This is a genomic window from Bacillus sp. MAG717A, assembly GCF_036884855.1.
Lineage (GTDB): Bacteria > Bacillota > Bacilli > Bacillales > Bacillaceae > Bacillus > Bacillus safensis.
Genome location: NZ_CP145733.1, coordinates 1,719,517 through 1,732,382, shown reverse-complemented (window position 1 = coordinate 1,732,382; position 12,866 = coordinate 1,719,517). Strand labels below are relative to the sequence as shown.

12 protein-coding genes are annotated in these 12,866 nt (G+C 41.4%); 3 read left to right on the top strand and 9 right to left on the bottom strand.

The genetic code is table 11. The features are described 5' to 3' along the window. Positions 1–24: 24 nt before the first annotated feature. The gene (locus V6Z54_RS08825) at positions 25–357 is read right to left on the bottom strand and encodes a YwdI family protein (RefSeq protein ID WP_338527938.1); all 333 of its coding nucleotides are present in this window, start codon (positions 355–357) and stop codon (positions 25–27) included. Positions 358–527: 170 nt separating this feature from the next. Between V6Z54_RS08825 and V6Z54_RS08820 the strand changes: the two genes are divergently transcribed. Continuing rightward, positions 528–1,886: an aldehyde dehydrogenase gene (locus V6Z54_RS08820; RefSeq protein ID WP_338527937.1), complete on the top strand. Its 1,359-nt coding sequence runs from the start codon at positions 528–530 to the stop codon at positions 1,884–1,886. A gap of 33 nt (positions 1,887–1,919) precedes the next feature. Here the strand turns inward: V6Z54_RS08820 and V6Z54_RS08815 are convergent, their stop codons facing one another. Together V6Z54_RS08815 and V6Z54_RS08810 are read right to left on the bottom strand one after the other, a co-directional pair. Beyond that, entirely contained in the window at positions 1,920–2,600 is a 681-nt protein-coding gene (locus V6Z54_RS08815; protein ID WP_039182328.1) for a uracil-DNA glycosylase, read from the bottom strand. Then, positions 2,597–3,424, bottom strand: a complete 828-nt coding sequence (locus tag V6Z54_RS08810; RefSeq protein ID WP_041087706.1) for a glycosyltransferase family 2 protein — start codon at positions 3,422–3,424, stop codon at positions 2,597–2,599. The genes V6Z54_RS08815 and V6Z54_RS08810 overlap by 4 nt, the downstream gene beginning before the upstream one ends. Positions 3,425–3,552: 128 nt before the next feature. On the opposite strand from V6Z54_RS08810, the gene V6Z54_RS08805 reads away from it, so the two are divergent. Next, positions 3,553–3,867: a general stress protein gene (locus tag V6Z54_RS08805; protein WP_338527936.1), complete on the top strand. Its 315-nt coding sequence runs from the start codon at positions 3,553–3,555 to the stop codon at positions 3,865–3,867. A 125-nt stretch (positions 3,868–3,992) separates the two neighbouring features. Next, positions 3,993–4,802: a bifunctional hydroxymethylpyrimidine kinase/phosphomethylpyrimidine kinase gene (locus tag V6Z54_RS08800; protein ID WP_073978831.1), complete on the top strand. Its 810-nt coding sequence runs from the start codon at positions 3,993–3,995 to the stop codon at positions 4,800–4,802. A 45-nt stretch (positions 4,803–4,847) separates the two neighbouring features. On the opposite strand, the gene V6Z54_RS08795 is transcribed toward V6Z54_RS08800, so the two are convergent. The 6 genes from V6Z54_RS08795 to V6Z54_RS08770 all read right to left on the bottom strand — a co-directional run bounded on the left by V6Z54_RS08795 (position 4,848) and on the right by V6Z54_RS08770 (position 12,738). Continuing rightward, a complete protein-coding gene (locus V6Z54_RS08795) occupies positions 4,848–5,921 on the bottom strand; it encodes a chitobiase/beta-hexosaminidase C-terminal domain-containing protein (protein WP_073978830.1) in 1,074 nt (357 codons plus the stop codon). A gap of 154 nt (positions 5,922–6,075) precedes the next feature. After that, positions 6,076–6,330 (bottom strand): hypothetical protein, encoded by a 255-nt coding sequence (locus V6Z54_RS08790; protein ID WP_041087697.1) that lies wholly within the window; start codon positions 6,328–6,330, stop codon positions 6,076–6,078. 216 nt (positions 6,331–6,546) lie between these two features. Beyond that, complete coding sequence (locus V6Z54_RS08785) at positions 6,547–7,887, bottom strand: MFS transporter (protein ID WP_338527935.1); 1,341 nt, start codon at positions 7,885–7,887, stop codon at positions 6,547–6,549. Between the two features lie 164 nt (positions 7,888–8,051). Further along, complete coding sequence (locus V6Z54_RS08780; RefSeq protein ID WP_338527934.1) at positions 8,052–9,140, bottom strand: amidohydrolase family protein; 1,089 nt, start codon at positions 9,138–9,140, stop codon at positions 8,052–8,054. A 732-nt stretch (positions 9,141–9,872) separates the two neighbouring features. Next, complete coding sequence (locus V6Z54_RS08775; RefSeq protein WP_338527933.1) at positions 9,873–11,330, bottom strand: sucrose-6-phosphate hydrolase; 1,458 nt, start codon at positions 11,328–11,330, stop codon at positions 9,873–9,875. A 19-nt stretch (positions 11,331–11,349) separates the two neighbouring features. Then, positions 11,350–12,738, bottom strand: a complete 1,389-nt coding sequence (locus V6Z54_RS08770; RefSeq protein ID WP_039182351.1) for a sucrose-specific PTS transporter subunit IIBC — start codon at positions 12,736–12,738, stop codon at positions 11,350–11,352. Positions 12,739–12,866: the final 128 nt, after the last annotated feature.

Genomic DNA, 12,866 nt, shown 5'->3' with positions numbered 1-12,866 from the left:
CTTCCCTTTGTCGTGACAAGACCATTAAAAATCAAAAATAGAGTCGCCGTTCCCGTCCTTCTCTTTTTGACCCTCATCATTTTGCTGAAATTTCTTCGCGCCACTTGTGCCCATGAGTTTCTCCAGCATGGCTTGATCTGTAGACACAGATGGCGCTGATGGTGTATGTATCGATGGAGGTGGTGAGATGACTGGCGACTGCGGCATTTGCGCCTGTGATGGTGCGTCGAGAATGACATCACATAGTGAAGAAATCGCTGCCACTTGACGTTTCACCTCTTCATCATTTCCACTTTGTTTTGCTTTTCGAACCGCTTCCTCCATTTTTTGAAGCAGGCTTGATATATGAATATTCAAGGGTAGACCCTCCAATCTAAAAAAATCTCTTTTCAACATTATTTTACCAAATGAACAAACCAAATGGGTTCATTTTTTCAAAGCAGTGCGCTCACGCCTCTCTAATTTGACCCCTCATCTTCATTCACACATAATAAAAGAAACAAAATCGTCTATGAAAGGATTAAATCATGAACAAGCTCACTGCTCTATTTCAGAAACAAAAAGTCTTTCAGAAGCCGGCAGTTAAAGAACGCATCCGCATTCTTCAAGACTTAAAAGCAGCAATCAAACAGCATGAGAAGGATATTTTACAGGCCTTAGCCCATGATTTACATAAATCCGAACAGGAAGCCTATACAACGGAGATCGGGATGGTATATGAAGAAATCAATCATACCATCAAGCACCTTCACAAATGGGCGAAGCCAACACGCGCGAAAACACCGCTGACTCATATCGGATCGAAAAGCATGATCATCAAGGAGCCCTATGGAAGTGTGCTCATCATTGCTCCTTGGAACTATCCTTTCCAATTGGCCCTTTCTCCATTAGTCGGCGCGATTTCTGCGGGAAATGCCGTGATTTTAAAACCGTCTGAGCTGACCCCGGCAGTCTCACAAGTGATCAGCACTATCATGAAACGTGTATTTCAAGAAGACCATGTGGCTGTCGTAGAGGGCGGTGTCGATGTCAGTACAGAGCTGCTGAAGCTGCCCTTTGATTATATCTTCTTTACTGGAAGTGTGGCAGTTGGCAAAGTCGTCATGGAAGCCGCCGCAAAGCATTTGACCCCTGTCACACTTGAGCTTGGCGGAAAAAGCCCCTGCATCGTCATGCCTGATGCCGACATCAAGCTAGCAGCGAAGCGGATCACCTTTGGGAAATTCACCAATGCAGGGCAAACCTGCATTGCACCAGACTATTTACTCGTTCATGAATCCATCAAAGAGGAACTTCTGCGAGAAATGACGGCCTGTATCCGTGACTTTTATGGTGAACACCCCGAAACGCATCCGCACTTCGGAAAAAATGTCAGTCAGCGTCATTTTGACAGACTCACACAATTTCTCTCAAATGGAACGATCGTCACAGGTGGACAGCGCAATGAACACGAGCTTAAAATCGCTCCGACCATTTTAGACGACATCACTTGGGAGGATCCCGTCATGCAGGAGGAAATTTTCGGGCCGATCCTGCCTGTCATGACCTTTGATTCTCTGCATGAGGCAGCGCATATGATCGAAGCAAGGCCAAAGCCGCTTGCGCTTTACTTATTTACAACAAATAAAGAAACAGAATCCTATATTCTAGACAACCTCTCATTTGGCGGAGGATGTATCAATGACACGCTTATGCATGTCGCTACACCTTACCTGCCATTCGGAGGCGTCGGCGAAAGCGGCATGGGACGATATCACGGGAAGGAAAGCTTCTTTACTTTTACGCATGAAAAAAGCGTCCTGCGTCAAACGAACCGCTTCGATTTTTCCTTCCGTTATCCAAATGCGAAAAACGGACTCGACTTGGTCCGCAAATTTTTAAAATAAACAGGACGAAGGGGCTCTCCCCTCGTCCTATTTTCATTCAATATCCTTGATACACCAATTGATTTCTTCGAAACCCATTTGCTTTAAATACGTGTTTACCTTTGAAAACGGACGACTGCCAAAAAAACCGTTTCTTGCAGAAAAAGGACTTGGATGAGGTGACTCAATGATGTAATGCTTGTTTTGATCAATGCGTTCTTTCTTGTTTTGAGCATGTCTGCCCCATAACACAAAAACGACGGGCTGATCACGTTCATTCAGCACATCAATCACGCGGTCTGTCACACGTTCCCAGCCCTTGCCTTTATGAGAATTCGCCTCGCCCTTTCTCACAGTCAGCACAGTGTTTAAGAGCAGCACACCCTGCTCTGCCCAGCTGACAAGTGAGCCGTGGTTTGGAACAGGACAGCCAAGATCATCCTTTAGCTCTTGAAAAATATTTCTCAAAGATGGCGGGTGTTTGACGCCTGGCTGAACAGAAAAGCTTAATCCATGTGCCTGCCCTGGGCCATGATAAGGGTCTTGTCCTAAAATCACCACTTTGACCTTTTCATATGACGTCAAATGAAGGGCACGATACACGTCATCTGGTTTTGGAAAAACGGTCTGCGTGCGATATTCTTCCTTCATCCATTCACGTAATTCCTGATAATACGGCTGTTCAAATTCACTTTTCATCACAGCCCACCAGCTATCATTTAAAAATGGCTTCATTGTGGTTTTCCTCCTTCTACTTGCTGCGCTAGTCTGGAGATCATCGGTTTTCCATCCCACACAATCTCACTCTCTGATTCTCGTTTTTTCATCGCTGGTTCTTCTAATAATATAGCAAAGTTCGCTGTTGGCAGGTCGCCTAAATCATGCTTTTCACTTAAATCATCTAGGTAGTTCTTCCTTGTTTCACCAAGATCACTAGACTGATTTCCACCGCCGTCAAAAAACGCATAGATCACGCTGGCAGCTGGCACTCGTTTGACTCGGGCATGCTGTGATACACGCAAAAAGAAGTCCCAGTCCCAATAATGATGCATCGCTGGATCAAAATAGCCAATCTCATCGTGTATAGAGCGTTTGTACATACTGCCGGAAGGAACATATGTAGAAAAGACACGCATATCCTCGATGTCCGCTGTATAAGCAAACAAACGTCTCGACAGTGGGAAACGGGTCGCGCCTTTTTCTTCAAATGACACAATTTCTGCATCAGAAAAGACAAAATCAGCATCTTCCAAAGCCTTGCTCATGCGTTCGATATGACAAGGTGTGAAGTAATCATCATCGTCACTCAGCATGATGACGTCGCCTGTCAGCTCCCGCACCCCCACATTCCTGGCATTCACATGCTGGACATTCTCATCTAAATGAATCAAGCGGATCGGAAGCTCAGGGTAAAGTTCCTGAATGATGTCGACTCGCTCTCCTGCATCATTGACGACGACAATTTCAAAAGGTTGTACGGTTTGTCTTGTAATGGATTCAAGCAGTTCACACAGTGCGCTAAGCCGGTTATGTGTCACAATTAATAAGGAAATCTTCATATGCAGCTTACTCCTTTAATAGATTCGTCTTTTTCCATTAAAACATAAATTGGCTTTCTTCTCATGATATAAAAGGCGGTTTGATTTGACGGGAAAATGGGAATTTTTGATGAAAAGGAGTGATGATAATGGAATATATCACAGCTGAGAATAGTAAAGAAGCGAAACAGGCTATCGACCACTTTCATTCATCGGGTTCAACAAAGGACGCTGTATTTGTTTTTGCGTACGACCCAGAACGCTCTGATACCGTAACGGAGTATACAGACGCCAAAAGCATGACTTCGGTCGATCAAGGGATTTGGGATCAAGTCGCCAATGTCATTCGCACCCGGGATGATGAACTGATGACCAAAATGATGTCAGTTGGCGCCGATCAAAAGTTAGCTTTAACCCTTTTAGACGAACTGAAAAAAGGGAAATTGGTGATTTGTAAAAGGTAAGAAAGAAAGGCGTTCCGAAGAGAGGAACGCTTTTTTATGCCGTTTCATTGTGATAAATGGAAAAGCTGATTATAATAAGGGATAGAACAATAACTGTTACACATCACATTGGAGGTTCAGCAACTATGTCTATGAATAAAGCACTCACCATCGCAGGTTCGGATTCAAGCGGCGGTGCAGGTATCCAAGCAGATTTAAAAACGTTTCAAGAAAAAAACGTCTACGGGATGACAGCTTTAACCGTTGTCGTTGCAATGGACCCTCATAATCATTGGGATCATCAGGTGTTTCCAATTGATACGGCGACGATTCGCGCGCAGCTCTCTACCATTGTAGAAGGCATTGGTGTAGATGCACTGAAAACAGGTATGCTCCCAACCGTCGACGTGATCGAGCTTGCAGCTAACACCATCAAAACATACGACCTAAAAAATGTCGTCATTGATCCTGTAATGGTTTGTAAGGGTGCGAATGAAGTCCTTTACCCAGAGCACGCGGAAGCATTGCGCGAAAAGCTCACGCCACTTGCAACCGTTATTACACCTAACCTTTTCGAAGCAGGTCAATTAAGCGGAATCGGCGAGATCAAAACAATCGAACAAATGGAAGAAGCAGCAAAACGCATTCACGAACTTGGTGCAAAATATGTGGTCATCACTGGAGGCGGTAAGCTAAGCGAGGACAAAGCCATCGATTTGCTTTATGATGGACAAACCTTCGAACGCCTTGAAACAGATAAAATCGACACAGAATACACACACGGCGCAGGCTGCACATTCTCAGCAGCAGTCACAGCTGAACTAGCGAATGGATCAGACGTGAAAGAAGCCATTTATGCAGCAAAAGAATTCATCACTGCTGCCATCAAAAGCTCTTTCCAGCTAAACGAATACATCGGACCAACAAAGCATTCTGCTCATCGTTTTGACAAATAAAACAGAAAAAAGCCGATTCGCCGTTTAGGTGAATCGGTTTTTTGTTTATCGAAAGCTTCTTCTCTGTGCAAACAGCCAATCGGTTAAGCCTGGCGTCTCATAAGCAGGCGTCCATGATGCATGGTCATATCCATACTTGCTTGCGTACTCCGTATAAAGTGGCTGGCCGCCTGCTTTTTGAATAGCTTGAATTGTATTTCTCGCATAGCTGATAGGGATAATGGAATCATCTTCTGCATGAAATGCCCATATCGGCTTGTGTGCTAGAATTCCCGCCTTGCTTGGATCTGCACCCCCAGCAATAGGAATCATCGCTGCAAACAAACGAGGATATGTGATGTTCAACTGGTAGGTGCCAAATCCACCTTGTGATAAACCCGTCGCATAAATCCTTTTCTGATCAATCTGATAAGAAGTTAACACATGCTGAAGGACATCATAAGCTTTGTGTAAATCCGGTGAAAATTGAAACACGTTTGTCAGATCGATTTCATTTTGCAAATTTCTTGTTAATGCAAAGCCTCCATCCACAGCATTTCGCGCCTGAGGGGCTAATACGTACGAAGGATGTTTCTTTTGGACTTCAGGGGAAGCCCATAAAACTGCACCATCATTCGCAAGTAACTGCTTTTGATTGTCTGTTCCCCTCTCACCTCCTCCATGTAAGAACAGGACGAGAGGATAGGCTTTACCCCTCTTACGATTTTTTGGAATATACAGCCGATAAGGCATTCCTTTGTATTCGAAAGATAAAAAAGATGATGCAATGTCCTCTCGTGTGACAAACCGATAATTGTATGTAGACGTGGAAAGGCGATGACTTTTCTTGTAAACGCTTACTTTTAAAGTCGTATCTGTTTCGATATGAATGGGCTTTTTGTACAACTGACTTTGAGTTGTCGGCTGGCTGCCATCTGTTGTGTAATAAAGAGAAGCTTTTTGAACGTGAGAATGCAGAGCTACCTCTTGTGAACGATAATATTGACCAGACGGGACTGAAGCAGTTGATGCAGCATACGACGTATGATTTCGGGCAGAAGAAATGGAAGGAAAAAGAAAACTTATAGAAAATAGGACAATCATAAAGGTGATCAGGCATTTCTTGGTTGTATGGTTCATATCGTTCCTCCTGTACATGCTCAGATGAATTTTTATTTATTATTTAACATGACAATAAGAATGTCAACGCTTTCATTTAAATTTCTGAATAATCTGACCGAAATAAAAAAGCATACCCGCAACCGAGTACACTCTTTTATCCATACTTGAATGCCTATTTTTGCTGATCGGACTCTTTCGCCATTTTTCGAATAAAGGCTTCGATGGATTCAACAAATAAAGCATATTCTTTCATTTGTTTATACGTATCTGTCAGCTTCTCTTTCACTTCTTCCTGCTCTAAAGAAGGTTCACCGAGAATAGATTGAACTTGAATGAGCAATTCTTTATATTCTTCACGTTTATCTTCAACATGATCTGCCATTGTCTCCAAGCGTTTTCTAGTCGTCGGCTGCTGTTTTGAATTCAAGTAAACAACCCCTTTTTGTCCTACCGCATTTGGATAAACGTCAGCCTCAGCTGTATATATTTTAAAATGATACCATAATTCCACCTGTTATCATATATGTAAAACGTCATCAAACCGCTTTAGGCCAACCTTGTATATACACGATATAGACCTTAAGATATAGGCTGATTTAACTAGAAAAAAGCAGATCATTGATCTGCTCAGATTGTAGAGAAATTATTTTTCAAGCCGGATTTCTCCTATTTCCTTCTGACTCTTGAAGGCAGTTCTTTTTTGCTCAAATTTCATAGCTAATACTAATATGAAAGCTATTATTAAAATAATACTTAAGAAAATCAAACCGGCTTGCATTTTTCCTGTAGCATCTTTTAGCCATCCAACTGCATAAGGGCCAACAAAACCTCCTAGATTTCCAATTGAATTAATGACTGCAATTCCAACAGCTACTGTGGCTGGACTCAATATCATAGTGGGTAATGACCAAAAAGGACCTTTAAAACAATACATGGCTGCCAATGATATGGTGATGAAAATCATTGCAATAAATGGATTGGATACCATTCCTACACTGAGTAACGTTAAACCAGCTACGAGTAACGGTAAAGCTGTGTGCATACGTCTTTCACCAGTGCGATCTGAGCGTCTTGACCAGTAATTCATGACGATTGAAGCAATAATGTAAGGGATTGTAGCAATGAAGCCGATCTGGGTGTTTGATAAATAGCCAGATAATCCTTTAATAATTTGGGGCATCCAATATCCAACGCCCAGTGTACCTGCAGTATATACAAAGTAAATTAAGGCGAGGTACCACAGTTTAGGATCAGTCAAGGCCGTCTTATGACTAGTTGTTTGTTTGCCTTTCTTTTCTCGTAGCTCCTCGTCCCTTCTTAATTCTGAAATCAACCAATTTTTTTCTTCGGCTGTTAGCCACTTTGCTTGTTCTGGCCGGTCTGTTAAGTAGAAATATGTAACAAACCCTAAAATAACAGCAGGGGCGCCTTCGATAATAAACATCCAACGCCATCCAGGCACATTCATCCAATGAATATGATCAATAATTAAAGTAGAAACGGGAGCACCTATAATATAAGAAACGGCGATTGCTGTCATAAACATCGCAATTGTACTTGCTCTTTCTTTAGCTCGGAACCAATAAGTAAGGTATAGAATAATACCTGGAAATAGACCTGCCTCTGCTATTCCAAGAAGGAATCTAATGATATAGAGCTGGGTAGCATTCTGAGCAAACCCAGTTGCCATAGAAATAATTCCCCAAGTAAAGAGTATCCTAGTAATCCAAACTCTTGCCCCAAATTTTTGCATTAAAATATTACTTGGTACTTCAAACAGAAAATAACCAATAAAAAAAATACCTGTCACAAGACCAAACATTTTACTTGTTAGTCCTAGTGCTTCATTCATTTCCAATGCAGCATATCCCACATTTGCCCTGTCTAGATAAGAAATAATATAGAGTAAAAATAGTAACGGAATAATTCTTCGTGTCACCTTTCGAATCGTCTTCTTTTCGAAATTCAATTGAGAATTTTCCAATCAAATTCCTCCTTTTAAAAAGAAATTTTGATAACGCTTACATTTATCTAAAAATTAAAGAGATACTCTTACGGTTCTGTAAGATGTGTAAGAGTATCTCCATTTACCCTTCTGTTGTTTCCTCAAGACAGCGAACAAAAATGAAATATATCTGGCAAAAACGTTTATTTCCAACTAGAAACGCTCTCAATATCTGGTATACCATTAAATATTAAGTGTTTCGGTTGATAATTAATGTTACCTAACACGGTTTCTCCATCTACATCAGGAAAAGCAGTCTCAGTAGAAGTAGAATCCAGAACCACAAGGTTATTTGGAGTAAAAGTAAAATCGTCAATTCCTAACAATTTAGGAGCTGTTACCAGAACGGTTCTAAAAGCTTCATCTAGAGACAGTCCACCTACAATCATTTTAGAAATGATGTAGCTCATGTTATAAACAGGGTATTTTCTCCATGACGCGCTTGTTAAATCTGAACTGATAGTATCTGGTTTAATTCCCTCAGCTAAGCATTTATAAAAAACATTCCAATTAAAGTGTTTTCTACCGTGACCGATATCTAATACTATCCCTCTTTCTACTGCATCTAGAAATTCTTTTTTTACCTTCCCGGCAGTATTTAACACGTTTCCATCCCTTCCTTGAAATGGATGAGTGAGAATGTCCCCTTTATTAAAATATTGTGTTACCTCTTCAATATCTAGTTTAGTTTCAGTTAAATGAACCATTATTCGTAAATCAGTTCGATCGGCTGCTTCTCTTGCTAAGCGTAATAAAGACCGGTCAGTCGTTATGTCCACCTGACCTAAGCGAATCTTAATTCCTAATAAACGATCATCAGCTAAAGATGCAACTTCAACAATTCGATCCAACGAAATACTTTCTGGCTTGGTTGGGTTAGGGTTGGGATGATTGGTTAGCCCTTCTGGTAAGGCTGATAACCAAGAACGAACTGTTAATGGGCTCTTTTCCCAATAACGATTTGCTTCCTCCCATCCGTCATAGCCAAAAGTACCTGCGTCCCCAACTGTTGTTACTCCTGAGGAGAGATATTGTTTATCTGTCACACCAATCTCCGCTCCAGGTGCCCATAAATGGCAATGAAAATCGACTAATCCTGGTACAATTACGCTAGATTCAGATAAATGAATTTCCCTATCGTCCTCATGAGTAACTGTTATTCTTGTAGACTTATTTGGAATGAATCCATTCTCTGACCAGATAGAACCGCCTTTAAAATTCCATACTCCCATGCAAATACACCCCTTAACTTCATATTGATATAATAGATTCGTTTATTTAATTGTTAACAATAGCATCTTCTTTACATGCCTTGATAACATCCAACCACTGGTGATAAATCACTGACCAACATACACTCCTCTTCTTTTTGGATAGTGGAACAATCAACTAAGTGGTTCATTTCCATACACAAACCAATAAGATAGCGCTTTCAAAAAATAAAATAAATGATGCAACCCCTATCCCCAAAGGATTATCACGCACCTCAAAAAATTTTTATGATTTATCTTACGTAATAAAAATTACTATTTTTTATATAAAAGTAATGTTTATTACCAATAATTTAAATGTATGTTATCACTCATACTTAATAAAGTAAACCTTTTTTATAAAGAACAGCAGATAAAGTAAAACGAACAGTGAAGCAAATGGGAAACGATCGTTTTCCGGAAAATATAATGGAATTGATGGCGAGGGATATGTAGACGTTGTGATTACCATTGGTCCAAAAGCAAAAAAACAATGAAAATAAAAATTCCACTTATGATCAGTGGAATAAGATGAGGATGCGGTATTGGGGTACCCAATTTCCCGCACCTCGCTTATCTGATAGAGAAATGTATTCTACTCGCACCTTTCTATCAATGGTGCAGACGGCTCTGAATCTCCTTTTTTTATATGACGTGCTGTTTTTGGTTACTTTTAATTTCACATCATATTAATCATCACATGTAGGGTTCGGATCAACGACCTGCTTCTTTTTGTAAATGCCATGTCTTCAATGTCAGCTTTGTTTCATTTCTTCCACTGATGGAGATTGATTTATTTCCCGGGGAAGGAAAGTAACGTGCAGTAAAAACTTCTCGGCCACCATTTACAAAAATCTCAATCGACGATGCATCAATAAAGATATGCAGGTCGTGTAATTCCTCTATGACCGCTTCACGAACTTCCTTTGATCGATCTTCAAATCGATCCCGCTCTAATGTCAGCTTCCCTTCCTCTTTATCATAGATGATCCGTGCAGCTGCACGGATACAGCATTCAAACCCTTTCTGTGTGTCAATTTGATCAATGAATACCTCTGCGCTCGTAATATCATCTACAGGGATAGAATGAACAGAACGTTTAATATGAAAAACATGCTCTTGTTCATTGGTCCGCATGGATTGAAGTTCACTTACTGGTTTTTGAATGAGATGTCCGTCATCATCTAAACGGAGCTCTCTCGGGATCGTGAGGCAGTGTATCCATTGATAAGAAATCGTCGGATGATGCTCTTCTCCTTGATCAGGCACCCCCATCCACCCGATTAAAAGACGTCTGCCTGATTCGTCTAAAAAGGTTTGCTGCGCGTAGAAGTCAAAGCCTCGATCCAGCTCCTCAAACGCTCCATGCGTATATTGATAAGTATGATCATCCAATCTCCCAACAAAATAACCTGATTGATGGGTATTGTGATATTTTAAACCATCCGGCTTGAGCCCTTGCGGTGATACAATCAATACATCTCGGCCGTCTAACTCAAACAGGTCTGGACATTCCCACATATAGCCGAAATTGTCTAAACCATTCTTTCCACTGCCTGCAATCGTGCCTTGAAACGTCCACTTCTCTAACGTATCAGAGGTAAACAAAACAAGGTGTCCTTTCAGGTCTAAACTTTGTGCACCAAGAACCATGTACCACTGACCATTCCTCTTCCATACCTTTGGATCTCTAAAATGGGCAGTGAAACCTTCCGGCAGCATTGCCACGACACCTTTTTTCTGAAAGTGAATGCCATCCTCTGAAACAGCTAAACATTGATACGTCTCACGGTTCCCTTGTTCATCTCGAACGTTTCCAGTGTACATCACATGCATCTGCCCATCGTCTATAAATGCACTGCCAGAATAACAGCCGTTTTGATCAAACCAATCACTTGGGGCAAGAGCGGCTTCTTCGTGATGCCAATTCACTAGATCTGTCGATGTGTAATGACCCCAGAATTTTGCACCATGTCCCGTTTTAAATGGCTGCCACTGATAAAAAACATGATAAATTCCTTTCCACTGAATCAGTCCATTCGGATCATTTAAAAGACCGACTGGCGGCATTAAATGAAATTGCTGCCGGTACACATCCTTTTTAACCAAATGCTCATAGTTTCGAATACGTTCTGCTATCTTTTGACGAAGTGCTGCGTCAGTTGTTGTCATGACTGTGACCACCCCTTGATTATTTTTCGACTTCTTTTACTTTAAAAATGATGGTGAGAATAAATGAAACAGCAACAGCGATTAACATACCAATTACATAATTGACCACATTTTGAACACCGAATGGTGCTGCAATCGCAATCATCGGAATGCCTGTTAAACCATAAGCATTGGCGGCTACCTTCGTGAAAACGACGAATGCTCCGCCCAATGCGCCCCCGATCATCGCCGCAATAAATGGTTTACGGTAGCGAAGGTTTACACCGAATATAACAGGCTCGGTAATTCCTAAAAAAGCAGAGAAAGCAGCAGGAAGGGCAATTTCTTTTGTTTTTGCACGCTTGGCTAAGAAAAAGACAGCCAATCCTGCCCCGCCTTGCGCGACATTGGACATTGCCCAAATTGGCAGCAAATAGTTACGTCCAATATCATTCAGCAATCCTGCCTCAATCGCATGGAAGCTATGGTGAACCCCTGTGAGCACAATTAAAGAGTAAGCACCGCCGAAAATGAGTCCTGCTAAGAACCCTGCATGGTCATAAATAAACGTCAGCGCATTCGAAATTCCTGTACCAAGCATTCTTCCAAGCGGGCCAACAGCAATAAACGTCACAAATCCAGTTACAATCACCGTCACAAATGGGGTCACAAGTAAATCAATACTGTTCGGAACCACTTTTCTTAAATTCTTCTCAACAAGACACATGATATATACGGTCAATAACACTGGAATAACCGTCCCTTGGTAACCAAGAAGAGCTATATCAACATTGAATAAATGCATATATTCTGGTTTTGCTTCCGTCAATCCCCACGGATTAAGCAGATTCGGGTGAATCATAATTCCCCCAATGACGGCCCCTAAATATGGATTTCCGCCAAACTCTTTCGCTGCACTGACCCCAATTAAAATCGGCAAAATGATAAAGGCTGCACTTGAGAACATATCAAGCATTTGGAAGACCGCAGAGCTTGGGTCAGCCCATTTGAAGGCTTTCATCATACCTAATAGACCCATTAATAAACCACTTGCCACAATTGCTGGAATGATCGGTACAAAAATATTCGATAATGTCTTTGCAAAACGCGCAAGTGGATTCATTTTTTGTTTCACTGCTTCATCATGGCTGACAGGCTTTTGTTTCTCGTCGCCTGTCTCGAGACCAGTCTCACGAGCAAATGGTTCATACACTTTGTTGACAGATCCCGTTCCGAAAATGACCTGAAATTGTCCTGAACTTGAGAAAGCCCCCTTCACTCCTTCAAGTTCTTCAATGGCCTCTTTGTCAATCAAATCCTCATTTTTCACCACCAATCTGAGTCTTGTTGCACAATGTGTGGCACTGATGACATTTTCCTTGCCGCCTAACAGACTTGTTAATTCTTTGGCTGTTTTTTGATAATCCATGATGTCTCCTCCTTTTTTAAAGCAAAAAAGACCTAAAATTCACCAACGAGTAAAGGACATACACGTCCCCTCGTTACGCAAATTTTAGGTCTTGCCTGCCTGACAGTCACAATCCCGCGATATCAAAT

Coding starts and splice junctions, on each gene's coding strand:
- V6Z54_RS08770 (WP_039182351.1), bottom strand. CDS start 12,738: ATGGATTATCAAAAAACAGCCAAAGAATTAACAAGTCTGTTAGGCGGC.
- V6Z54_RS08780 (WP_338527934.1), bottom strand. CDS start 9,140: ATGGGAGTATGGAATTTTAAAGGCGGTTCTATCTGGTCAGAGAATGGA.
- V6Z54_RS08810 (WP_041087706.1), bottom strand. CDS start 3,424: ATGAAGATTTCCTTATTAATTGTGACACATAACCGGCTTAGCGCACTG.
- V6Z54_RS08820 (WP_338527937.1), top strand. CDS start 528: ATGAACAAGCTCACTGCTCTATTTCAGAAACAAAAAGTCTTTCAGAAG.
- V6Z54_RS08795 (WP_073978830.1), bottom strand. CDS start 5,921: ATGAACCATACAACCAAGAAATGCCTGATCACCTTTATGATTGTCCTA.
- V6Z54_RS08805 (WP_338527936.1), top strand. CDS start 3,553: ATGGAATATATCACAGCTGAGAATAGTAAAGAAGCGAAACAGGCTATC.
- V6Z54_RS08800 (WP_073978831.1), top strand. CDS start 3,993: ATGTCTATGAATAAAGCACTCACCATCGCAGGTTCGGATTCAAGCGGC.
- V6Z54_RS08775 (WP_338527933.1), bottom strand. CDS start 11,330: ATGACAACAACTGACGCAGCACTTCGTCAAAAGATAGCAGAACGTATT.
- V6Z54_RS08815 (WP_039182328.1), bottom strand. CDS start 2,600: ATGAAGCCATTTTTAAATGATAGCTGGTGGGCTGTGATGAAAAGTGAA.